A 23,726-nucleotide genomic window follows, 5' to 3' on the forward strand; every position below is an offset into this window, starting at 1 on the left:
ATCGGCCTCCGCATATCAGAACGGCGTCGCCCAGTTACGCACACACTTCAGGCGTTCGTCCACAGCACAGCCGGCGTGCGCCGCTGGTCAAGACGGTTCCGGGTCCGGGGGCACATCCTCTTCGAACGTGCCTCGGGCCGCCCGTCAGGCCGGGCCGGGTCGCCGACGAAAGGACACCCTGTGCGCGTCGAGATGCTCATCGACGGCCGATGGACAGCCGGCACCGGCACCTTCGCGACGCACGACCCCGCTACCGGTGAGGTCATCGCGAACGTCGCCATGGGCACCCCGGCGGACGTCGACGCGGCGGTCTCGGCGGCCGCTCGGGCCTTCGAGGACCCCAGCTGGTCCGCGCTCTCGCCCGCGGGCCGGGCTCTGCTGCTGCTGCGCCTGGCCGACCTGCTCGAGCAGAACGCCGACGAGATCGCCCGGCTCGAGACGACCGACCAGGGGCAGCCGCTCCCCGTCTCCGCCGGATTCTCCGTGCCGAACGCCGTCGAGCACCTGCGCTACTACGCCGGCTGGGCCACGAAGATCACCGGTGTGACCACGCCGGTCTCGGTCCCCGATGTCGACCACCGCACCCACCGCGAGCCCCTCGGGGTCTGCGGGCTGATCACGCCGTGGAACTTCCCCCTGACGATCCTGGTCTGGAAGCTCGCGCCCGCGCTGGCTGCGGGCAACACCGTCGTGGTGAAGCCGGCCGAGCAGACTCCGCTGTCCACCCTGCGCCTCGCCGAACTCGTCGAGGAGGCCGGCTTTCCCGCCGGCGTGGTCAACGTCGTGACCGGCGGCCCCGACGTCGGGCAGGCACTGGTGGCACACCGCCGGGTAGCCAAGATCTCCTTCACGGGATCGACCGAGGTCGGACGCGAGATCGCTGCGGTGTGCGGGCGCGACCTGCGGCGAGTCTCCCTCGAGCTGGGTGGCAAGACCCCCAGCATCGTCACCGCAGACGCCGACGTCGACCAGGCCGTGCAGGGCAACCTCGCCGGCGGGTTCCTCAACTCCGGTCAGGTGTGCGCCGCCTACAGCCGCCTCTACGTCGACCGCCGGCGGGCCGATGAGTTCGTCGACAAGCTCGCCAGGGCAGCGTCGGAGATGCGGCTGGGACCCGGGCTCGCGGACGGCACGGAGGTCGGGCCACTCGTGTCAGAGGAGCAGGTCGTCCGCGTGGATTCCTACGTGCAGATCGGGCGCGACGAAGGCGCCGAGGTGGTCACCGGTGGGGAGCGTCCCGGGATGGCCGGCTACTTCTACCGGCCGACCGTGCTGGCCGGCGTGACCCAGGAAATGCGTGTCGCCCGCGAGGAGATCTTCGGTCCGGTCCTGTCCGTCCTGACCTACGACGACCCGGACGAGGTCGTCGCACTTGCCAATGACTCCGACTACGGGTTGGCCGCGGTGATCTGGTCGCGCGACATCGGTCGCGCCAACCGCATCGCGGGGCAGGTCCGGGCCGGAACGGTGTACCTCAACCTGCCGCCGGTGATGGATGCCGCTGCCCCTTGGGGCGGCATGCGGTCGTCCGGGGTGGGACGGGAGATGGGCTGGGAGGCCGTCGCCGCGTTCACCGAGGTCAAGAGCATCTGGACCGAGCGGTGAGCGACGTGGAGGCACACGAGGCGGCGGTACTGTCCGGGGTCCACACCGACCTGTGGATCGGCGGCACCTGGCGGGAGAACCACGGAGGTGCCCGCTTCCCGGTCGTCGACCTTCTCGCTCGCGACCGACGGCGACCGCCACACGCCGTTCAAGCTCGGTGAGCAGGTCTGATGCCGGCGCCACAACCCCAGGAGCACCCATGACCGCCGAGTCACCCCTTCGCGCCGGGCCCGCCGGTGCGCAGCAGCTCGGACACCACCTACAGGACGCGGTCGGCGAGATCGCCCGGTGGATGGACGAGTTCGGACCCTATGCACCGCACGGCTCGCTCGACGTCGACGCCACGGCGCTGGCCGGCGCGCACGCCGAGCTGACCACGAGGCTGCGGGACAACTACCCGTTCTTCCACCCCCGCTACATCGGGCAGATGCTCAAGCCGCCGCACCCGGCCGCGGTGCTCGGCTACGTCACGACGATGCTGATCAACCCGAACAACCACGCGCTGGACGGCGGTCCGGCCACGGCCCGCATGGAGCGCGAGGTGGTCGGGCAGCTCGCCACGATGTTCGGGTTCGGCGAGCACCTCGGGCACCTGACCAGCAGCGGCACCATCGCCAACCTCGAGGCGCTGTTCGTGGCGCGCGAGCTGCACCCGGGAAAGGGCATCGCCTACAGCGCCGACGCCCACTACACGCACAGCCGCATGTGCCACCTGCTCGGGGTGACGGGGCACGCCGTGGCCACCGACCGGGCCGGCCGGATGGACCTCGATGCGCTCGAGGCGCTGCTGCGCACCGGCTCGGTCGGCACGGTCGTGATGACCGCCGGCACCACCGGCCTCGGAGCGATCGACCCGATCGACCAGGCCGCGGAGCTGTGCACCCGTCACGGCGCGCGGATCCATGTCGACGCCGCCTACGGCGGGTTCTTCCGGCTCATCGCCGACGACTCCGCCGACGGCGTGGCGGCCGCGCCGTTCCAGGCCATCGCCGACTGCGACTCGGTGGTCATCGACCCGCACAAGCACGGCCTGCAGCCCTACGGCTGCGGTGCGGTCTTGTTCCGGGACCCCGCCGTGGCGGCGCACTACGTCCACGACTCGCCCTACACCTACTTCACCTCCGACGACATGCACCTCGGGGAGATCTCCCTGGAGTGCTCACGTTCCGGCGCATCGGCGGCGGCGCTGTGGCTGACGCTCAAGCTGCTGCCGCTCACCCCCGAGGGGCTCGGCGCGGTCCTGCGCCCGGGCCGCCGTGCCGCCCTGCGCTGGGCCGAACTGCTCGCGGCCTCGACCGAGCTCGCGGCCTACCAGGCACCCGAGCTCGACATCGTGACCTACCTGCCCCGCCGCGATCGGCTCTCGGATGTCGACCGGAGCTCCGGCCGGATCCTCGACGCCGGCATGGCGCTGCGGTCGGACGAAGCCGTGTTCGTGGCCACCTACGACGTGACGGCCGACGCCCTGGCTGCGCGGGGGCACACGGTCACCGCGGACGTCGGGCACGGGCGCGTCCTGCGCAGCGTCCTGATGAAGCCCGAGACCGAGACCGTGCTACCGCAGCTGCACGCGCGGATCGAGCAGCTCAGCCGCGACGCCGGCTGACCCACTCCGACCGGCCCGGAAGGAGACCGCAGGTGACGGACGCCACGACCGACCACGACGTCATCGTCGTCGGATCGGGTGGTGCGGGGCTGGTCGCGGCGTGTGCCGCAGCGGACCGGGGCGCCCGCGTCCTGGTCCTCGAGGCCGCCGACCTGCTCGGCGGCACGACCGCGCTGTCCGGTGGCCAGATGTGGATCCCGGGCACCCGCCGGATGCGGGAGGCCGGCTATCCCGACGACCGCCGAGACGCGCTGGTCTACCTGAGGCAGGTGACGCTCGGCGGCACGCCCGACGAGCAGCTCGAGGCGTTCCTGGACAACGGTCCCCGCCTCGCCGATTACCTCGAACAGGAGCTGGGCGTCCCACTCGCCGCCGTGGCCCGCGACGACTACCACCCCGACTGGCCCGGTGCGCGCTTCGGCCGGTCGCTGGAGCCGATGCCGGTCCCGACCGATGACCTGGGCGAACTGCGCGACACGGTCGCGACCTCGCCCGCCCGCGGGCCGCTCACCGGGGCCGAGTCCCGTACCGGGCTCGACCCGCAGGTCCTGCGCCAGCGGCGGGCCACCGGCGTCCGCACACAGGGATCGGGACTGGTCGCGGGCCTGGTCGCCGCCGGCTTGCGGCGCAGCGTCGAGTTCCGGACCGGGCACCGGGTGGTCGGCATGGCCGACGGTGAGAACGGCTGGTCCGTGACCGCACGCCGTGCCGACGGCACGCAGGTCCACCTGCGGGCAGCGGGAGCAGTCGTGCTGGCCTGCGGCGGGTTCTCGCACGACGCCGGGCTGCGGCGCGACTTCCTGCCCCTGACCGAGATCCTGCCGCTGGGTGTGCCCACCGCCGTCGGTGACGGGATCCGCCTGGGCCTCACGGCAGGGGGGCACCTACGCGGGATGTCCGAAGCCTGGTGGACGCCCGCCACCCGCGTCCCTTCCACGACCCCCGGCGCTCCCGCGGCGGCGCGCAACGTAGTCCGGGAGCTCGCCTGTCCCGGCTCGGTGCTGGTCAACGCCGCGGGCGAGCGCTTCGCCGACGAGGCGAGCTCCTACAACGACCTGGCCAAGGCGTTTCTCGCGTTCGACCCCGCCACCCACACCTTCCCCAACGCCCGGGCCTGGCTGGTGCTCGACGCACGCTTCGCAAGCCGGTATCCGGTCCCCGGAGTGGCCGCTGCCGACCCGGTCCCGGACTGGTTCGTCACGGCGCCGGACCTGCCGTCGCTGGCCCGCAAGCTCGGCGTCCCCGAGCACACGCTGACCCGCACGGTGGCAGCGATGAACGACCACGCCGATCGCGGCATCGATCCCGAGTTCGGCCGCGGCGGCAACGGGCACGACACCTTCAACGGCGACAGCACCCACGGCCCCTGCCTGGGCAGGATCGAGACCCCACCGTTCCACGCCGTACCGATCACCGTGGGCATGAACGGCACGAAGGGCGGGTTGGTGACCGACGCCCGTGGCGCCGTGCTCGACGCGGCCGGTGGCGTCGTGCCTGGGCTGTTCGCCTGCGGCGAGACGGCGGCCGCTCTCATGGGTCCGGGATATGCCGGGAACGGCGCGTCGCTCGGCCCCTCCCTCACCACCGGACTGGTGATCGGAGAATCCGCAGAAATCCGGGACCGGTCGTCTTCAGCGTAGTCGAAGGAGCACGTCATGGCCTCAGCAGAAGTACCCGCCGACACCACGTCACGCCCGCCACAGCCATCGCGGAGAATCATTCTGGGTGCTTGCTTCGGACACCTGGCTGAATGGTACGAATTCGGTGCCTACGGCTACCTCGCAACCGTACTCGGAACACTGTTCTTCCCGAGCGTCGACCCCACGGTCTCGCTCCTGTCCGCGCTCGCCGTCTTCGGTGTCGCGTTCGTCGCCCGTCCCTTCGGTGCGATCGTGTTCGGACACCTCGGCGACCGGTTCGGCAGGCGCGCGATCCTCGCGACGACGATCCTGCTGATGGGCGGGGCCACGGTCACCATCGGACTGCTCCCGACCTACGCCTCGATCGGCATCGCCGCGCCCATCCTGCTGATCATCTGCCGGCTGCTGCAGGGCCTGTCCGCCGGCGGCGAGACCTCGGGCGCCGCCACGTTCCTCGCCGAGTCGGCACCCCCGGCAAGCGCGGCCTGTGGACCTCGAGCATCCAGGCGATCGGCATCGTCGCGTTCGTCACGGCCGCGACGCTCGTGGCCGTGCTCAACGCGAGTCTGGGCGCCGAGGCAATGGCGGCGTGGGGTTGGCGAATCCCCTTCCTGCTCGCCCTCCCATTGGCGCTGACCGGTCTCTACCTGCGCTTCAAGGTCGAAGAGACCCCGGCGTTCCAGGCCGCCTTGGCCAAGGAGCAAGCGAGCAGCCTGCAGAAGGCCCCGGTCGCGGAACTGCTCGCCCGCCACAAGAAGCCGCTGCTGTTCCTGATCGCGATCGTGGGCGTGGAGGCGGTCGCCTCCTACGTCGCCAAGACCTACCTGCCGACCTACCTGGTCTCCACGATCGGCCTCGGCACCACCCCGGCGCTGCTCTCGACCTCGGCCACACTGCTCTTCGCGGCCGCGCTCGTACCGTTCTACGCGACACTCAGCGACCGGATCGGCCGCAAGCCACTCCTGCTGTGGGGCACCGTAGCGCTCGTCGTCGTGTCGATCCCGGCCTTCATCCTGATCAGCAGCGGCAGCCTCGTGGGGGCCATCGTCGGTCAGATCATCGCGATCATCCCAGGTACCGCGATCTCGGTCTCCGTGGTCGTCATGCAAGCCGAGCTGTTCCCGACCCGGGTCCGCTACTCCGGAGCCGCGCTGGGCTACAACACCGCATACGCGCTCTTCGGCGGAACCGCACCGTTCGTCGCCGCCGCGCTCATCTCCGCATTCGGGACCAAGCTGATGCCCGGCTACTACCTCGTCGCCTTCGGCCTGCTCGGCCTGCTCGTCATCGCCCGGCTGCCCGAGACGTTCCGCCGGGACATGCTCGACGTCGACCAGCCGTGGGCCGCCGACAAGGCCAACAAAGCCGACGAAGCCGACGCGACTGTGACCACACGCTCCTGACCACTCCACCCGGCGAGCACCAGCCGACGCGCAGGCCCCCACCCCACCGCCAGACCCCGAGGGTTATCAGATGTGAATGCCACCCCTGCACGTTTCACCCGACGAGTCGTCCTCGCCACCGGCGCCGCCGCCGGACTGGGGCTGGCCGCGGCGCGCCAGTTCGCATCCGAGGGCGCTCGACTGGTGCTGGTCGACTGGGCCGAGCAGCCGCTCGAGGATGCCGTCGCGGAGCTCACCGATGCCGGCGCCGAAGCCGTCGCGGTCGTCGGTGACGTCTCGCTCGCCTCGACGGCCCGGGAGGCCGTGCGCGTGGCCCTCGAGACCTACGGACGCGTGGACGTCCTGTTCAACAACGCCGGCATCGATCCGCTGGAGGCAACCTCGCTCGCCGAGACCGAGGAGGATGTCTGGGACAAGGTCATCGACGTCAACCTGAAGTCGGCCTACCTGTTCGTCCGGGAATGCGTCCCGATCATGGCGGCCGAAGGCGGCGGGTCGATCATCACGACGGCGTCCTCTGCGGGCACGAAGGCCTCACCCCGCGAGGCGGTCTACGGCATCTCGAAGGCGGCGCTCATCGCGTTGACCCGTTCGGTCGCCCGGGACCACGCACACGAAGGGATCCGAGCGAACTGCGTCTGCCCCGGATTCCTGGAGAACATCGTGAACGACCGCAAGGCGAGCATGACCGAGGAGGCGGTCAGAGCCCGCTCCGCCCGGGCCGCGGAGCTGGTACCGATCGGCCGCGAGGGGACCTACGACGAGATCGCACGCTCCATCCTGTTCCTCGCCAGTGATGAATCCACCTACACCACCGGTGCGTCGTTGCTGATCGACGGTGGGTGGCTCGCCTAGCCCGACTCACCGATGGATGGGGTTGCACGCCACCCCTTGCTGCGCGATGCGCAGCTGGTGCAGGAACGGATGCGCGATCCCCGCTGAGCGGGCCTCACGGCTGCACCTCCCGGCGCTGCAACAGGTGGTAGCCGTGGCGGACGCGGGCCTCGGCCAAGGTGGTCCCGGACAGAACGTCGGCGATGATCGCGTCCTCGCGCTCGGCGATCGCGGTGGAGATCTCGAGGACCTGCTCCTCCTTCGCTCGCGGCACGGCGAGCACCCCGTCGGCGTCGCCGAGCAGCAGGTCGCCGGCGCGCACCTGCACGCCGCCGACCGAGACCGGCCGGCCGACGTCGGAGACCTCCACCCGGTCCTTGCCGGTGCGCATGAACCGGCCTCGGCTGTAGATCGGGTAGCCGACGCCGATGGCGCGTTGGACGTCACGGCAGACACCGTCGATCACCGTGCCCGCGACCCCACGATCCGCGGCCATGGCCGTGAGGATGTCGCCCCACACGGTGCAGTCGGTGCGCCCGCCGTTGTCGAGCACCACGACCTCTCCCGGCGCCACCTCGTCGAGGTAGTCCCCGACCGTGCCCGGCGGCGAACCGGCGGTCAGGTACCGGACGGTGAACGCGCGCCCGCACAGGCGGGCACCGTTGTGGAGCGGCGCGATGCCCAGCATCGAGCCTGGGAAGCCGAGCCGGTCCAGCGCATCGGAGACGGTGGCCGCCGAGAATCGCGCGAGGGGGTGCGGGCCGCTCACGACGTCGTTTCCTCGACCGTCGGGAACCGGCTGTCGTGCATCACCTCGGTGACCGGCTGTCCGGCTCGCACGGCCTCAGCCATGCCGGCCTCGCGGGCCACGACGCGCTCGGCGAGCCCGAGCACGCGCTCGAGGTCACCGGCGGGCACGAAGACGACGCCGTTGCGGTCGGCGAGGACGTAGTCGCCCTGCTCGACGATGACGCCCGCGACCTGAACCGGCTCGCCCATCGCCAGCTGCACGATCCGGCCGCGCGCGCTGACCGGGACGACGGCCCGGCCGAACACCGGGAAGTCCTGCTCGTCGCACTCGGCGATGTCGCGCATCGCGCCGTCCACGACCACCGCGCCGATCCCCCGGTGGGCGGCGGCCAGCGTCAGGATGCCACCCCAGCACGACACGTCGACCCGGCCGTTGTTCGCGATCACCAGCACGTCGCCCGGCTCGGCGGCCTCGATGGCCGCCGTGGCGATGTGCTCGGTGGGACCACCGGACTCCGGTGGTCCGGCGAGCACGGTGCGCACCCGACCGGCGACGGGTCCCGGGACGGCCCACAGCGGCGTGAGGCCGGTGGTCGCGCCGGCGAGGCCGAGCGTGTCCAGGGCGTCCGACACCGCGCACGTGTCGAGGGCGCGCAGCCGGCCGAGGAGGGGTTCGGCGGCGTACGGCACGTCCGTCACCCCGATCCAGCCCTGGCGAGGTCGGAGACCGGCGCCGCCTCCTGCCCCGACGATTCGCCAGGCAGCGGCACCACCCGGGCGGTGGGCACGCCGAGCGCGACCTCGCGGCCCACGCTCAGCTCGTCCGGCCCGAAGCGGTCCAGCTCGCTCTCGTCCACCTGGGCACGCACCAGCTCCCCGCCGATGTCGACCAGGACGCGCACGCAGCTGCCCAGGTAGGTGCGCGAGCGCACTCGCCCGGTGAAACTGCTCGACACCCCTTCGACCGCAGGTGGGGGAACCTGCCCGTCCACGCGCACGTGCGAGGCGCGGAAGGCGACGGCCATCGGGGTGCCCGCCGGTCCGGGCGGACGACCCGCGACCCGAACCGCGGCCGTCGCCCCGGCCAGGTCGACGACGTACCCGTCGGCGGCCACGTCCACCACCGTGCCCGAGAGGAGGTTCTGGAACCCCATGAAGTCGGCGACGAACGCGTTGGCCGGGCGGGTGTAGAGCTCCCGCGGGCTGCCGACCTGCTCGATCCGCCCCGCGTTCATCACGACGACCCGGTCGGCCAGCGCGATGGCCTCCTCCTGGTCGTGGGTGACGTAGACGGACGTGGAGCCGAGCGCGTCGTGCAGCTCCCGGATCTGGGTGCGCATCGACAGCCGCAGCTTCGCGTCCAGGTTGGACAGCGGTTCGTCGTACAGCATCAGGGCGGGCCGGTTGACCATCGCCCTCGCCAGGGCCACTCGCTGCTGCTGGCCACCGGACAGCGACGTCGCCATCTCGTCGGCGCGGTCGGCCAACCCCACCTGTTCCAGGATCTCCAGTACCCGTCGCCGCGCCTCGGCCTTGCCGACCTTCGCCAGTTTGAGCGGATAGCCGACGTTCCCGCCCACCGTCATGTGCGGCCACAGCCCGTAGCTCTGGAACACCATCCCGACGTCGCGCTTGTCCGGTGGCACGAACGTGGCACGAGCGGCGGAGAACACGACCCGCTCGCCGATGGCGAGCTCGCCCCGGTCGGGTGCCTCTAGCCCGGCCAGGCAGCGCAGCGTGGTCGTCTTCCCGCAGCCGCTGGGGCCCAGCAGCGTGACGAACTCGCCGGGGGCGATGTCGAGGTCGAGTTGCTCCACGGCGGCGACGCCGCCGAACTCCTTGATCAGCCCGGTGATCGTCACCCCGCTCATGCGGCCGCCCCCGCTGGCTGCCATGCGACGAAACCCATGCCGCACCCGGTGCCGGCCTCGGAGCGGTAGCAGGGCAGGTAGTCGACGACGCGAGCGCGCAGCCCGTTGCCGGCGACGGCGGCGCCGACCACGATCCAGTTGCGCATCTCGGATGTGCCCGAGCGGAGCAGGCCGGCCGGGAGCCCGCGCAGGTAGGCGGCGTCGTCGTCCTGCAGGGCGGACAGGAACCGCCGGTCGAGCTCCTCGTCCACCACGAAGTGGCTCAGCCCGCCCGAGGCGACCACCCCGACCGTGTGATCGCCGGGAAAGCTGCGGATCGCGGCTCCCAACGCCACGCCGAAGTCGTGGCAGCGGGCCGGCGACGGCGGGTTCGGTTCCCAGAACGTGTTCACGAACACCGGCACGATCGGGATCTCGGCCGTGCCGCCGAGCATCTGCTGCAGCACGAAGCCCCACCCGTGCGGGATGCCGTGGTCGCCGTACCTGCCCGCGGGCAGCGTCCGGGAGGCTCCCGGGTCGAAACCCGCCGCGCTCGTCTCCCGGATCAGGTGCAGTGCCAGCTCGCTGTGACAGCGCCGGACGGTGCTCTCGGCCGGCACGTTCGCCACTTCCGCGATGGCCAGGCCCGGCGGCATCGCATCGAGCGCCTCCTGGGTGAACGGCTCGTGCGCCACCGTGTCCCCCCAGTAGACGGCGAACGCAGGCAGCAGCTCGTCGGTGAACGTCTCCTTGTGGTCGCTGCTCACCACGACCAGGACGTCCACGCCCGACTCCCGCACGATCCGGCCCAGCTCGTCGATCGCCGCGCGGGCGCGGGTGTGCCGCTCACGCCGGCGCTGCAGGTCGCACTCGTCGGCGAACGCGGCACCCCGCAGCCGGGACAGCTCCTCGAACGAGTGGTCGGCGCCGCGGTAGGCCAGGACCGCGTTGGCCCGATCGGCCCGCGCGCGCTGGCCCCACTCCTCGGGAGGAGTGGACAGCTGCGGCGCGTGCGAGGTTCCGATGCCGAGCCCGAGGTGTGCCATGGGTGCTCCCGTCAGCCCTGGATCCGGAACAGGTCGCGGGCGTTGGACTCGAACAGCTGCTTGCGCTGCCCGTCGTCGAGCCAGTCGATGTCCTCGATCAGCAGGTGGATGTCGTCGATCCAGCGCCCGGTCTCCGGGTCCCGCATCGACCCGGTGCCGGGCTTCTCGGTGCCGAACAGGCAGCGGTCGACACCGACGGATCGCAGCAGCAGCTCGATCGAGTCGCGGGTGTAGAGGCAGGTGTCGTAGTAGAGCCTGCGCAGCTGCTCGGCGAACGTCGTGCCCTTGCGCAGGGCACCGGGCTGGAAGCGGCCCCGCTGGTACGGGACCGCGCCGCCACCGTGCGACACGATGATCTTCAGGTCCGGGAAGTCGTCGAGGACGGACGAGTTGAGCAGGCCGATGACGGCCAGCGTCTCCTCCTGGATGAAGTGCAGCGAGTACGTCTCGCGGGCGGGCGGGCGGCAGCCGGCCGAATGGATCAGCACCGGGACGTCGAGCTCGCACACGGCTTCCCAGACCGGGTACCAGAACCGGTCGCCGAGCGCGGGCGGCTGCGCGCTGCCCTCGTACGGGTCGGGGTTGAGCATCGCCCCGACGAACCCGTGCTCCTGCACGCAGCGCCGGAGCTCGGCCGTCCACCGCGCGGGCTCCAGCTCCATGCTCTGCGGGAGCCCTGCCACGCCCCGGAAGCGCTGCGGCTCCAGCCGGCAGGTGCGGGCGATGACGTCGTTGGTCTCCTGGGCGAACCACTCCACGAGACGGCCCTGCTCGCTGTGCATCATCTGGTAGGGCCGCGGCGAGATCAGCTGCACGTCCACGCCCGCGTCGTCGAGGTGAGCGAGGTGGGACTTGCCGCCGAAGCTCTTGTTCGGCTCGGTCAACGCCGCGCGCAGGGTGTCGTCGGTGACGCCCGCGCTGCCGCGGCCGTGCGCGCCGCGGTGGGCGAGCAGACCCGCCTTGTAGGCGTAGAGCGACTCGGGAGCGCTGACGTGGCCGTGGATGTCGATCTTCATCGATGCCTCCGTGCGTCGAGGGTCGGTCCGGGGTGACGAGCTCAGCTCGCGACGCCCCATGCGTCCTTGACCCGGGCCAGGTTGGACGAGGAGATCCGGCCCACCTGGTCGATCGGGAACGGCTTGAGCAGGTCCAGCTCGTTGACCGACGGGTAGCCGCCCGGCGCCGGGCCGTTCGGCATCAGCGGGTAGTAGCCGACGTCGGCGGCAGCCTGCTGGCCCTCCGGCGTGAACAGCCACGTGATCAGGAGCTTGGCGGCATCCGGGTTCGGCGCGCCGTCGAGCAGGCCGAGGTAGTGCGGCGAGATGTGCGCGCCACCCGCGGTCGGGAAGACGAACTCGACCGGCGCGCCCTGCTCCTTGTCCCGGACGTAGAAGCTGTAGGGGTAGAAGGGATCGAGGGCGAACTGGCCCGTGGCCACCGCGCTGCCCGCGACCGCCCCGGACGCCTGTAGCGCGATCTCCTGCCCGGCCAGGCCCTTCAGGAAGGCGTCGTCGTAGCGCCCGTCCCACAGCAGGTGGCTCAGTGTGCCGAAGGAGCCGCCGTTCCTGGTGGTCTCGTCAGCGGTCATCTTCCCGCGGTACTTCGGGTCCAGCAGGTCGGCCCATCCCTTCGGTGCCTCCTCCGGCGACATCAGGTCCGTGTTGTAGACGAAGCCGAACGTGCTGCCGCTGGCGGCGATGGCGTGGCCGGTCGGCTCGGCGAAACCGGGGTCGAGGCCCTCGGCGGTGACCGGACGGAACGGGACGTACTTGCCCTGTGCGATCTGCGGGGCCACCGAGGTGTCTCCGGCCTGCACCATGTCGGCGACGTGCTGGCCGCTCGCGAACTCCGCCTGGATCTTGGCGTCGGCTTCGGGGCCGACGATGTAGACGGGGGTGACGTCGATCCCGGGGAACCGCCCCGAGAAGACCTCGTAGACCGGCTCCTTGTCCTTCTCCCCGGGGCCGTAAACGGTGACCGTGGTCCGGCCGGAGTCCTGGGCCGCGCGGTAGAGCTCCTGCATCGCGGTCACGGCCGCCTCGCCGCCGAGAGCCTGCGCATCGGCCGCGCCGACCGCGCCCTCGCCCGCCGCGGAGACGGTCGGGACATCACCGCCCCCACCGCCTCCACACCCGCTCACGGCGAGCACTGCGACGCATGCGAGCACTACCGGGGGCAGGTGCGTCCTTCGCATGTCCTGTCCTTCCGTCGTGGGGCGTGGACCCGGCCGCCGCTCAGCGCGCGCCGACGGGTTCGGGCGTGGCGGCTTCGGTCGGCAGTGGTGGTGGGCCGCCCGTGGCCGGGCCGATGCGGCGACGCAGCAACCGGGACAGCCCGCCCATCACGACCAGCCCGGCCAGCAACGCGCCGAGGACGATGACGAACAGGGCGGCCGCCCTGGACGTCTGGCCCTGCGTGTAGAGCTCGTAGACCAGCAGCGGCACGGTGGGGTTCTGCGCCGAGGACAGCATGATCGGGATCGCGAGGTTCCCCGAGATCACGATCGCGACGACGAACCAGCCTGCGACGAAGCTGGGCATGATCAGCGGCAGCACGATGCCGACGAGCATCCGCATCGGCGCGGCCCCGCTCACCCGCGACGCCTCCTCCAGCTCCCGGGTGATCTGCGCGACCGCGGGTTGGACCGCGCGGGTGGCGATCGGCACGGCCGCGACCACCAGCCCGGTCAGCACCACCACGACCGAGCCGTAGAGCGCGCGCAGCCCGGGGATGCTCACGTACGTCCACGCCATGCCCAGGCTGAGCACCACCCCCGGCACCGCCCACGGCAGCCAGGTCAGCAGCTCGAGCACGCGACGCAGCCGGGACTCGTGGTGCGCCATCGCGTAGACGATCAGCAGGGCGAGTGCCATCGCGAGCAGCCCACCGACCAGGGCGACCAGCAGCGTCGTACGCAGGGCGGTGACGGTCTGCCGGTCCTCGAACAGCGCCTCGTAGTTGGCAGGCGAGTAGGCCCCCGCACCGCCGAAGAACGGCTGCAGGCTGCCGAGCACCAGCTGGAGCATCGGCAGCACGATCGCCAGCAGCAGGTACCCGACGACGAACACGCTGCCGAGCCACCGCCACGCCCCGATGTCCCAGACCTCGGTGCGGTAGCCCCTCCCGGACACCGTCGTGTAGCTGCGCCGCCCCAGCACCTTCCACTGCAGGGCCACCAACGCCAGCACCACCAGGACGAGCAGCAGCGACAGGGCGCTGGCGCCCCCGTAGTCGGCCGGCGTGCTGTTGGTGATCTGACCGTAGATCTGGGTGGAGAAGACCGCGATGCCGGCGGGCGTTCCCAGGAACAACGGAACGTCGAAGGACTCCAGCCCGATGACGAAGTTGAGGATCACGACCCCGGTGATGGCCGGGGCCAGCACCACCAGGTCGATCCCGAGCAGGGTCCGCAGCCGGCCTGCGCCCGACACCTGCGCGGCCTCCTCCAGGCTCCGGTCGACGGCTCGGAACGGGCCGAGCAGCAGCAGGTATGCGAACGCCGCGCCCTTGATCATGGCCACCAGGAACAGCCCGCCCCACGAGTTGGCGTCGAACAGGACGCCCTCGGTGCCGGTCAGGTCGCGCCATGTGGTGTTGAGGAGCCCGATGCGCGAGTTGCCCAGCATCCCCCAGCTGATCGCGTAGAACAGCGGCGGGAGCGCCACCACCAGCACCATCGCCGGCGTCACCAACCCCCGCATCGGGGTGTTCGTCCGGGCCACGAGGAACGTGAGCGCCAGTGCGACGACGGTGGCCAGCAGGGTGCCGCCACCGGAGAGGAGCACCGAGTTGAGCAGGGTGGAGTACGAGACCGGATCGGTGTAGGTGCGAACGAAGGCGTCCACCGACCACTGTGCCGGCAGCCCGGGCGGGGCGTTGCGGAATGCCCCGACCGCCAGCATCGCGATCGGCACGGCGAACAGGAACACGCAGACGGCGATCAGCGGGAGCATGCCGCGGGCCGTGGTGAACGGGCCCGTGCTCGGCATGCGCGTCCGGGTGGCCGGATCGGGCCGGGTCAGCCCCGCGCTCGGTTCGGTCATCGGGCTCCTCATCGCTGGTTCGCCACCTGGACCTGGTGGCCGACCATAGAACAAAATTCGCTCTAGAGGACCTGGCCTCAAACTAGTTCCCTTATACGGAATGTCAGTTGCGGCGATTCGCCCCGCCGCCGGGCACCGGCACCTGATAGGCGTCGGCGACCAGCTTGCGGACGGTGGGGCCCAACTCGACCGGGTCCCAACGCGCGCCCTTGTCCGCGGTCGGGCCGTGCCGCCAGCCCTCGGCGACACCCACCGACCCGCCGCCGACCTCGAAGACCTGACCGGTGACGTCAGCGGATTCGGTGCTGGCCAGCCACGCGACCAGTGGCGCCACGTTGTCCGGGCTGCGCGGGTCCCACCCGTCGCCCTCGGTGGTGGCGGCACCCCGTCCCAGGGTGGCGGTCATCCGGGTTCTCGCGACGGGCGAGATGGCGTTGGCGGTCACGCCGTAACGGCCGAGTTCGCGTGCCGCACCGATGGTCATCGCCGCGATGCCAGCCTTCGCGGCGGAGTAGTTCGCCTGCCCCGCGCTGCCGTACAGCCCGGCCGGGGAACAGGTGTTGATGATCCGCCCGTCGTTCGCAAGGCCCGCCTTGTGGCGGCCGCGCCAGTGGATCGACGCCCACCGGGTCAACGAGAACGTGCCCTTGAGATGGACCCGGATGACCGCGTCGAAGTCGTCCTCGTCCATGTTGAACATCATCTTGTCGCGCAGGATCCCGGCATTGTTCACGATCACGTCGAGTCCGCCGAAAGCGTCGATCGCGGAGTCGACGATGCGTTTCGAGCCGTCCCAGTCGCCGACGTCCTCCTGGCAGGCGATCGCCTCACCGCCGGCATCGGCGATCTCGGCGACCACTGCTCGGGCTGCCGATCCCGACTCCGGGGAACCGTCGAGCGCGACACCGAGATCGGCGACCACCACCTTGGCGCCCTGCCTGGCGATCTCCAGGGCCTCGGACCGGCCGATACCGCTACCTGCGCCGGTCACGACCACCACCCGGCCCGCCAACAACTCTCCCACGAGAAGTCCTTTCCCAGCCCGTTGTCCCGCGTTTCAGAGCGTGTGCCGAGCGATCAGTTCGGCCACACAAGCCGGCTTGGAGCCACCCTCGACCTCGACGGTGATCTGGTTGATGACGTGCAGTGCGCCCGGGGAGACCTGCTCCATCGCGAGGTTCTTCACGCGTGCGCGGATCCGCGATCCCACCGGCGCAGGCGCGGGAAAACGCACCCGGTTCAGCCCGTAGTTGACCGTCATCTTGACACCGTCCGGGCGCGGACTGAGCCCTCGCCCGAGCCACAACACGAGCGACAGGGTGAGGAATCCGTGCGCAATGGTGCCGTGATACGGACCGTCTTTGGCCCGCTCCGGGTCGACGTGGATCCACTGGCGGTCCTCGGTCGCCTCGGCGAACCGGTCGACGCGCTCCTGGGTGATCTCGAACCATTCTCCGACGCCGAGCTCCTGGCCCTGCTTCTCGAACAACACCGCGAGTCCGTCACTCATCACATTCCTCCTGCACCGTTGCGCACGCCGGCCGCTGGAACGTCCATCTCGGTCAGCGCCCAGACCTCCTCTGCCGTGAAGCCCGGCGCCACCGAGTCGATGGCGAGGACACCGTCGCGGCGCCGGAACACCGCCAGGTCGGTGACCACGATGTCCACGCACGCCTTGCCGGTCAGCGGGAAGGCACACCGCTGCACCAGCTTCGGCTCACCGTTGCTGCCGCGGTGCTCCATCAGCACCATGACCGTTCCACCGGAGGCGACCAGGTCCATCGCACCGCCGATCCCACCGCCGGTCATGCCAGGGACGGCCCAGTTCGCCACGCTGCCCTCGGCGTCCACCTGGTAGGCGCCGAGCACCACCACGTCCACCCGCCCCGAGCGGATCATCTCGAAGGACGTCACGCTGTCGAAGTAGGAGATCCCCGGACGCGGTGTGACGGACACGCCGCTCGCGTTGAAGACGTCCGGGTAGAGCTCGTCGTCGTCGACGATCTCGCCGTAGCCGAGGATGCCGTTCTCGCCCTGCAGGATGATGTCCCGGTCCTCGACGAACGACGAGAGGTGGCTCGGGATCCCGAGGCCGAGGTTGACGTAGCTCGGCTCGGGCAGCAGATCGGCGGCCTGCTCCGCGATCTGGAGCCGGGTCCGGCCCGGCTTGCCGTTGTACTCGCGCGCGATGTCGGCCGGGCGCCGGTGCAGCCCGTACTTGGGCAGTGTGTTGGCCACGGTCTTGCGCACCACCCGGGCCACGAAGATCCCCGGCAGGTCGATGCGTTCGGGCGGGAGCTCGCCCGCCTCCACGATCTCGTCGACCTCGACGATCGCCACCCGCGCCGCCTTGGCGAAGCTCGGGGCGAGATGCCGGTTCGCGCCCCTGAACTCGACGTTGCCCAGCCGGTCGGCGCGGTGCGCCGTGATGAACGCGTAGTCGACCCGGATCGCGGGCTCGAGCAGGTAGGGCTTGCCGTCGAAGCAGCGGACCTCCTTGCCCTCGGCGATCGGGGTGTTCAGCCCGGTCGGGGTGAAGATGGCGCCGAGCCCGGCGCCACCGGCACGGAGTCGCTCGACCAGGGTTCCCTGCGGCACGAGCTCGAAGGTCATCGCACCCGTGGAGAGCAGCTGGTCGGTCGCACTGCTCCGCCCGCTGCGCGCGGTGAACGACACGATCAGGTGGCGGACCCGGCCGCCCTCGACGATCGGATCCGCACCCGGCGGGAGGCCATTGGCCACCAGACACAGCTCGCGGCTGCTGCGTTCGCGCAGCGCAGCAAGCAGGCTGACCGGCGCGCCGGCGCTCTGCCCGAACCCGGACACCGCGATCGACGCGCCGTCGTCCAGATCCGCGAGCGCGGCAGCAGGGGACTCGTAGACCTTGTCCATGGACCGGCCGCCTCAGCGCTCGCCGAGTCCGAGTAGCCGGGCCGCGTTCTCCTTGAGGATGAGGGGGCGCACCTCGGGCTTGATGTCGAGCTTCTCGAAGTCGGCCAGCCACCGGTCCGGGGTGATCATCGGGAAGTCGGACCCGAAGAGGACCTTGTTCTTGATCAGGCTGTTGGCGTACTGGACCAAGTTGGCGGGGAAGTACTTCGGCGACCAGCCCGACAGGTCGATGTAGACGTTCGGCTTGTGCACCGCAACGGCCAAGGCCTCGTCCTGCCACGGGAACGACGGGTGGGCGAGCACGATAGGCAGGTCCGGGAAGTCGACTGCGACGTCGTCGAGGAACAGCGGGTTCGAGTACTTCAACCGGGTCCCGCCACCACCCCGGACTCCGGCACCCGCGCCGGTCTGGCCGCTGTGGAAGAGCGCAGGCACCCGAAACCCCTCGAGCACCTCGTACAGGGGGTAGTACTCCCGGTCGTTCGGGTAGAAGGCCTGGCCGCTCGGGTGGAACTTGAACCCCTTGACGTGCAGCTCCTCGATCAGCCGGCGGGCCCGATCCACCGCGACGCGGCCCGTCCGTGGGTCGACACTGGCGAACGGGACGAGGACGTCCGAATGCTCGGCGGCCTGTTCGGCGACCTCTTCGCTGGTGACCGCGGGCAGCCTCCCGGTCGCGGTCCGCGCATCCACGGCGAAGGCAACACACGCGATCTTGCGCTCGCGGTAGTACGCGGCCAACTCCGGCACCGTGGTCGCCCGCGCCTCGGTCCGGAAGTAGCGCGCCATGGCCTCCGCGTGCTCCGACGGCGGCTGGGCCGGGGCGTTCACCGACGCCGACACGTGGGTGTGCACGTCGATCGCGACGATCTCGTCCAAGTCGATCACTGGGACCGGGCCTCCCCTTCGAGGGCATGCGCGCAACGCTCCGACCACCTGCCCGAACCCTATTACGGACGATTTTCGACTGCAATAGCCCTCCGTCATACCGGAACCCGGCCACCCGCCCGGTCCGGGGCGCGCCCACGGCAGGATTCAGCAGCGACGCGCCGCTAGCATCGGGGCGTGCCAGACCCTGCCGGCTCACCACTGCCGGACCCGACCGACGCCGATCGACCGGCCGCGGCGCGGGTGGCCGACAGCGGGGCCGTCGAGGCACAGGTCCGGCGCGGCCGGCGCCGCGACCCCACCATCGACACCCGCGTCGCCAACTCCGTGATCGAGATCTACGCCCAGTTCGGATGGGCCGGGCTCACCTTCGACGAGGTCGCCCGCCGGGCAAAGGTCGGCAAGGCCGCGCTGTACCTGCGCTGGGCCTCGAAGGAGGATCTGCTGCTGGACAGCATGGCGAGCGTGCATGTACGCCGCATGCCACACGACCGCCACGACCTTCGCACCGACCTGGCCGCCATCGGGCACTCACTGCTGGCCTTCTACAGCAGTCCGCGGGGACTGGCCTACCTCCGGATGTACGTGGAGTCCCGCTACGTACCCGGCCTCGAGGACCGCTGGCGCAAGCAGCACACCACGCCGATATTCCGCCGGGCCCGCTCGCTCATCCACGAGGCCGTCGCCCGGGGGGAACTGCCGGAAGGGACGTCACCCACCATCGTGCTCGACGCCCTGATCGGCGCCATCACCAACCACGTGCTCTCCACACCTCCGGAGCTGTTCTCCCAGATGCAGGCCAATGGGCCCGCGTACGTCGAAGCACTGATCGACTTCGTGCTGGCCGGGGCCCGTGCCTCCGGCCGGGCCGTACCCGACTGATCGCGGCGCGCCGGCCTGCCGTGACCAATCGGAGCAGATTCGACGCTCAGGAATTCTCGGCGGAGATGTTGCGGACAGCCGGACATGCCGGGGTAGCGTCCGGCGAGGTGTCCTCGGCCACGCGCCCCGCACCGCGATGACGGGGACGGTTTGCCCACACCCCACCCGTCGGATCGCGACGACACCGCCGGAGGTGCCCGTGCCCGCGTTGTCCCAGCTGGTCGCCCTGGAGCAGGAGCACCTGCGCCGCCCGGCCGACGTCTACGCGCAGCTGCGCGAGCTCGGTGTGCACTACGCCCCGGAGGTGGACGCGTTCGTGGTGGCCCGGCACGACGACGTCGTGCACGTGCTGCGCGAGCGCCACACGTTCTCCTCGCGGAACACGGTGGGCCGCGAGCTCCCGCCGGCCGACCCGAGCAACCCCAGTGCGCCGCTGTCGCCGTTGTTGCTGCTGTCGGACGACCCCGAACACGGGAAGCGGCGTTCGATCGTCAACCGCGCGTTCACCCCGATGCGGATCGCTTCGTGGGAACCGCAGGTTCGACGGGTCGCCGCCGAGCACGTCGATCGGTTGCGCGGGCTCCGCGAGGTCGACCTCGTCCGCGACCTCGCCGCGTTGCTGCCGGTACGCGTGATCAGCCTGGTGCTGGGCGTGCCGCAACAGGACGTCGCCCGGTTCCGGGCCTGGTCGGAGGAGATCACCCGCTCGGTCGGCAACCACGGCGGTGATCCGGTGCGCCGAGAGCAGGTGCAGGACGAGTTCACCGGCTACCTCGGCAGGCTCCTGGACCGGTGGGACGGACAGGTCGACTCCAGCGTGCTGTCCCAGATCGCCGCCGCCGAGCGGGCGGGCGAGCTGACCCGCCGGGAGTGCGTCCGGTTCGTCGCGGAGCTACTGGTGGCCGGAAACATCACCACGACGCACCACCTCGCCAGCAGCGTCGCGTTGCTCGCGAGCCGACCGGAGCTGTGGGACCGGCTGCGAGCCGAGCGCGCACTGGTCCGGTCGTTCGTCGAGGAGTCGTTGCGGCTGGAGGCGCCGATCCAGGGCTTCTACCGGCTGGCCACGGCCGACACCGAGATCGGCGGCGTGGCCGTCCCGGAGGGTTCCCGGGTGTTCGTGCTCTACGGGTCGGCGAACCGGGACGACGAGGCCTGGGACGCCTGCCCGCACCTGAAGCTCGACCGACGGGGCGCCGCCTCCCACCTCGCATTCGGCAAGGGGGCGCACGCCTGCATCGGCTCGTCCCTCGCCCGTCTGGAGGGCCGTGTCGTGGTCGAGGAGCTGCTCGACCGCGTGGAGTCGCTCGAGCTCACGGTGCCCGTCGACGAGCTGCCCTACGGGGCGAGCTTCATCAACCACGGCCCGGTGAGCGTGCCGGCGCGCCTGGAGTTCCGCGCGGCGGCCCCGCGATCGACGCCGCGGCAAGCGCCTACGGGCGGGTGATCCGGGCCGCTCCTCTCCGAGCCGCCCCGACGTCCAGCGCGAAGACCCGCTCGGCGTTCGTCTGGAAGAACTGGCGCTTCTCGTCCGGTGACAGCGGCAACGCGTCCTGGTCGCGGACCTCGTCGAGCTCGTACTGGTAGGGGTAGTCCATCGCGTACATGACGTGATCCGGCCCCAGCACGTCCCGGCAGAACAGGATCGCAGGCGCCCACGGCATCCCGCTGGTGGTGACCCACACGTTCTCCCGCAGGTAGTCGCTCGGCCGACGCGCCAGCGGCCGCATCGTCTCGTACCGGCCGGCGCGCACGCCGGCCGCGTGCATGTAGTCGAGCCGGTACAGCCAGAAGGGCAATGCCTCGCCGAGGTGACCCACGACGAGCTTGAGCCGCGGGAACCGGTCGAAGACCCCGGCTATCACGAGTCGCAGCAGGTGGAGCCCCGTCTCGACGGAGAAACCGTAGATCGCACCCTCCAACCCCACGTCCAGGAACGGCTGGATCATGCCGCGCGACGGCGTGTTCGGATGCAGGTAAACCGGGGTGTCCAGGGCTTCCGCCGCCTCGAAGATCGGCCAGTACTTCGGGTCGTCGAGGTACTCGCCGTTCGTGTGCGAGTTGAGGATCACGCCCTTGAAGCCCAGGTCGTGACCGCGGCCGACCTCCTTCGCCGCGGCCTCCGGATCCTGCGGTGCCACCGCGGTCAGGCCGGTGAAGCGGTCGGGACGCGCTCGGCACGCATCCGCCAGTCGATCGTTCGCCAGCGTCGCCATCGCCACGGCGGTGTCCCGGTCGAACGCCTGCGTACCCGGCGCGGTGAGCGAGAGGACCTGATGATCGATACCGGTTCTGTCCATGTCGGCCACGCGCTCGTCGCCCAGGTCGACCAGCCGTCGCCGGATCGACGCGGGCCGCTCGCTGCTGCTGAACGCGTAGAACCCGCCCCACATGCTCAGGAAGCCAGGATCGCTGTTCGTGCCCTGCTCGGCCATGTCCCGCCACCGCGAGAGCAGCTCCGGGATGACGAACGCCTCCTCGGTGGCGATTCGCAGGTAGCCACCGTCCAGATTGCTCTCTTCCACCGCTCGCCCAGTCGGCATGGATCCTCCGCATCGAGGTGACGGTCCCGCCGGCTCGACGGCAACCGCGAGCTCACGCTATGAGGAGATTCCGTTCAGCAACAAGGATGCCCCAGGAAGTTCCCTATAGAAGAATCTCAGTGACGCTCTGGGACCCACCGACCGTCCTGCCGCCAACCACGGTCCGGAGGATCTGTGCGTCGAGGAGTGCCTGCGGGCCCTCGGTGAACGGGTCGCGGTCGAGGACCACGAGGTCGGCGAGCAGGCCCGCCTCCAGCCGGCCTTGGTCGGCTGCGACGCAGGACCATGCCGCGTCGGCGGTGGCGTGGCGGATCGCGTCGGCGAGCGGGAGCGCGTAGCGCGGCACGTTCGGGGGCAGCGCGGGGTCGATCGCGGAGCGCCTGGTGGCCGCGACGTACATGTTGCGCAGCGGGTGGTAGTGCGCGGTCGGGGTGTCGGTGCCGAACGCGAGCGGCGCGCCGGCATCGGTGAACTCGGGCCACGGGTAGCCGCGCTCGACGCGTGAGTCGCCGAGCATCGCGCGCCAGTTGTCCTGGATCGCGGGGTCGGCGTGCACGGGTTGCATCGACGCGGTGACGCCCAGGCGGGCCAGCCGCGGGATGTCGGCGGGGTCGGTGTACTCCAGGTGCTCGATGCGGTGCCGCCGCGGACGCGGCCCGTTGACCTCGGCCACGTGTTCGAGCGCGTCGAGCGCGATCCGGATCGCCTTGTCGCCGATCGCGTGCAGGGCCACCTGCAGCCCGGCGGCGTCGGCCGCCGCGACGACGGGCGCGAGGGCCTCGAGGTCCCAGATCGGGTCGGCGTTCGCGCCGTTGGCGTACGGCTCGGACAGGGCGGCGGTGCAACCGTCGATGACGCCGTCGACGATCAGCTTCACCCCGGTGACGCGCAGCCATGCCGATCGGTACCGCTCGGCGAGCGCGGCGGCCTCGGCGACCTGGGCCAGGTGGTCCGCGGGCGAGCCGCTGCGGGACACGAGCCAGTGCGCGGCGATCCGCACGGTCGAACCGCCGGCGCGCTCGGCGCGCGCCATCGCGGCGAGCGCGGCGCCGTCGAGCGCCATGTCGACGGCCCCTGTGACACCGCAGCCCGAGTACGCGGACATCGCCGCGGCCAGGTGCGCGTTCCGGTCGGTGTCGGTGGCGACGCCGGCGAGGAACGGCCAGACGAGCTCGTGGAAGGCCGTCTCCACCAGATGGCCGGTCGCCTCGCCGGTGGCGTCCCGCACGATCGAACCGCCCACCGGATCGGGGGTGCCGGCGGTGACGCCGAGCTCGCGCAGCGCGGCGGTGTTCACCCAGGCCGAGTGGTAGTCGGCGGCGTCCAGGTACGCGGGCCGGTCCGGCACGATCGCGTCGAGCAGCTGCCGGGTCGGCACCCCGCCGGGCACCGCGGAGAACGACCACCCCTGCCCCAGCACGCGCGGCGCGTCGGGGTGCTCGTCCGCCCAGGCCCGCAGCCGGCGGGCGATCTCGGGGAGGTCCCGCGCGCCGTGCAGGTTCGCCCGCAGCTCGGCCGCGCCGCTCATCAGCAGGTGTGCGTGCCCGTCGACGAAGCCGGGCAGCACCACTCCCCCGTCCAGCTCGACGACCTCGGCACCGGCACCTGCGGCCTCCCGGGCGTCCGCCTCGGTGCCGACGTGGGCGATCCGGTCGCCGACAACGGCCACCGCGTCCGCCCATGCCGGCTCGCCCGCGGTGAACACCCGAGCGCCGGTGTATACCGTGCTCATCGCTCGGCCTCG

The 23,726-nt window shown here is 71.1% G+C and carries 19 protein-coding genes and 1 pseudogene; 7 read left to right on the forward strand and 13 right to left on the reverse strand.

Translation table 11 applies throughout. The annotated features are described in order from the left end of the window. Positions 1 to 180 precede the first annotated feature (180 nt). The 5 genes and pseudogenes from K1T35_RS35380 to K1T35_RS35405 all read left to right on the forward strand — a co-directional run bounded on the left by K1T35_RS35380 (position 181) and on the right by K1T35_RS35405 (position 7,109). Positions 181 to 1,605 (forward strand): aldehyde dehydrogenase, encoded by a 1,425-nt coding sequence (locus K1T35_RS35380; RefSeq protein ID WP_304940833.1) that lies wholly within the window; start codon positions 181 to 183, stop codon positions 1,603 to 1,605. 292 nt (positions 1,606 to 1,897) lie between these two features. After that, entirely contained in the window at positions 1,898 to 3,211 is a 1,314-nt protein-coding gene (locus K1T35_RS35385; protein ID WP_220263048.1) for an aminotransferase class I/II-fold pyridoxal phosphate-dependent enzyme, read from the forward strand. A 32-nt stretch (positions 3,212 to 3,243) separates the two neighbouring features. Continuing rightward, positions 3,244 to 4,851 carry an FAD-dependent oxidoreductase gene (locus K1T35_RS35390; RefSeq protein WP_220256083.1) on the forward strand — a complete coding sequence of 536 codons (1,608 nt, stop codon included), beginning with the start codon at positions 3,244 to 3,246 and terminating at the stop codon, positions 4,849 to 4,851. Between the two features lie 89 nt (positions 4,852 to 4,940). Continuing rightward, positions 4,941 to 6,251 (forward strand): annotated as a pseudogene (locus tag K1T35_RS49910) (MFS transporter); the annotation flags it as partial. A 75-nt stretch (positions 6,252 to 6,326) separates the two neighbouring features. After that, positions 6,327 to 7,109 (forward strand): SDR family NAD(P)-dependent oxidoreductase, encoded by a 783-nt coding sequence (locus K1T35_RS35405; protein WP_220256086.1) that lies wholly within the window; start codon positions 6,327 to 6,329, stop codon positions 7,107 to 7,109. A 94-nt stretch (positions 7,110 to 7,203) separates the two neighbouring features. Here the strand turns inward: K1T35_RS35405 and K1T35_RS35410 are convergent, their stop codons facing one another. The 11 genes from K1T35_RS35410 to K1T35_RS35460 all read right to left on the reverse strand — a co-directional run bounded on the left by K1T35_RS35410 (position 7,204) and on the right by K1T35_RS35460 (position 18,554). Beyond that, positions 7,204 to 7,857: an RraA family protein gene (locus tag K1T35_RS35410; protein WP_255621078.1), complete on the reverse strand. Its 654-nt coding sequence runs from the start codon at positions 7,855 to 7,857 to the stop codon at positions 7,204 to 7,206. Then, positions 7,854 to 8,537, reverse strand: a complete 684-nt coding sequence (locus K1T35_RS35415) for an RraA family protein (protein ID WP_255621080.1) — start codon at positions 8,535 to 8,537, stop codon at positions 7,854 to 7,856. Before K1T35_RS35415 ends, K1T35_RS35410 begins: the two co-directional genes overlap by 4 nt. Next, positions 8,534 to 9,733, reverse strand: a complete 1,200-nt coding sequence (locus K1T35_RS35420) for an ABC transporter ATP-binding protein (RefSeq protein WP_220256087.1) — start codon at positions 9,731 to 9,733, stop codon at positions 8,534 to 8,536. The genes K1T35_RS35415 and K1T35_RS35420 overlap by 4 nt, the downstream gene beginning before the upstream one ends. Then, positions 9,706 to 10,734 (reverse strand): hypothetical protein, encoded by a 1,029-nt coding sequence (locus K1T35_RS35425; protein WP_220256088.1) that lies wholly within the window; start codon positions 10,732 to 10,734, stop codon positions 9,706 to 9,708. Before K1T35_RS35425 ends, K1T35_RS35420 begins: the two co-directional genes overlap by 28 nt. An 11-nt stretch (positions 10,735 to 10,745) precedes the next feature. Next, entirely contained in the window at positions 10,746 to 11,750 is a 1,005-nt protein-coding gene (locus K1T35_RS35430) for an amidohydrolase family protein (RefSeq protein WP_220256089.1), read from the reverse strand. Between the two features lie 41 nt (positions 11,751 to 11,791). Continuing rightward, positions 11,792 to 12,928: an ABC transporter substrate-binding protein gene (locus tag K1T35_RS35435; RefSeq protein ID WP_220256090.1), complete on the reverse strand. Its 1,137-nt coding sequence runs from the start codon at positions 12,926 to 12,928 to the stop codon at positions 11,792 to 11,794. Between the two features lie 40 nt (positions 12,929 to 12,968). Next, positions 12,969 to 14,777 carry an iron ABC transporter permease gene (locus tag K1T35_RS35440; RefSeq protein WP_220256091.1) on the reverse strand — a complete coding sequence of 603 codons (1,809 nt, stop codon included), beginning with the start codon at positions 14,775 to 14,777 and terminating at the stop codon, positions 12,969 to 12,971. A gap of 103 nt (positions 14,778 to 14,880) precedes the next feature. Further along, positions 14,881 to 15,801: an SDR family oxidoreductase gene (locus K1T35_RS35445; protein WP_220256092.1), complete on the reverse strand. Its 921-nt coding sequence runs from the start codon at positions 15,799 to 15,801 to the stop codon at positions 14,881 to 14,883. 33 nt (positions 15,802 to 15,834) lie between these two features. Further along, positions 15,835 to 16,287, reverse strand: a complete 453-nt coding sequence (locus tag K1T35_RS35450) for a MaoC family dehydratase (RefSeq protein ID WP_220256093.1) — start codon at positions 16,285 to 16,287, stop codon at positions 15,835 to 15,837. Next, positions 16,287 to 17,669, reverse strand: coding sequence for a 3-oxoacid CoA-transferase (locus K1T35_RS35455; protein WP_220256094.1), 1,383 nt, complete (start codon positions 17,667 to 17,669; stop codon positions 16,287 to 16,289). Before K1T35_RS35455 ends, K1T35_RS35450 begins: the two co-directional genes overlap by 1 nt. A 12-nt stretch (positions 17,670 to 17,681) precedes the next feature. Then, complete coding sequence (locus tag K1T35_RS35460; RefSeq protein WP_255622712.1) at positions 17,682 to 18,554, reverse strand: amidohydrolase family protein; 873 nt, start codon at positions 18,552 to 18,554, stop codon at positions 17,682 to 17,684. A 180-nt stretch (positions 18,555 to 18,734) separates the two neighbouring features. On the opposite strand from K1T35_RS35460, the gene K1T35_RS35465 reads away from it, so the two are divergent. Beyond that, the gene (locus K1T35_RS35465; protein ID WP_220256096.1) at positions 18,735 to 19,439 is read left to right on the forward strand and encodes a TetR/AcrR family transcriptional regulator; all 705 of its coding nucleotides are present in this window, start codon (positions 18,735 to 18,737) and stop codon (positions 19,437 to 19,439) included. Between the two features lie 199 nt (positions 19,440 to 19,638). After that, on the forward strand, positions 19,639 to 20,886 hold the full coding sequence (locus K1T35_RS35470) for a cytochrome P450 (protein WP_220256097.1): 1,248 nt from the start codon (positions 19,639 to 19,641) through the stop codon (positions 20,884 to 20,886). Here the strand turns inward: K1T35_RS35470 and K1T35_RS35475 are convergent. Then, positions 20,873 to 21,982, reverse strand: coding sequence for an amidohydrolase family protein (locus K1T35_RS35475; protein ID WP_220256098.1), 1,110 nt, complete (start codon positions 21,980 to 21,982; stop codon positions 20,873 to 20,875). The genes K1T35_RS35470 and K1T35_RS35475 overlap by 14 nt on opposite strands. 103 nt (positions 21,983 to 22,085) lie before the next feature. Next, positions 22,086 to 23,714: an amidohydrolase gene (locus K1T35_RS35480; protein ID WP_220256099.1), complete on the reverse strand. Its 1,629-nt coding sequence runs from the start codon at positions 23,712 to 23,714 to the stop codon at positions 22,086 to 22,088. Positions 23,715 to 23,726 lie beyond the last annotated feature (12 nt).

This window comes from Pseudonocardia sp. DSM 110487 (genome assembly GCF_019468565.1).
Lineage (GTDB): Bacteria > Actinomycetota > Actinomycetes > Mycobacteriales > Pseudonocardiaceae > Pseudonocardia.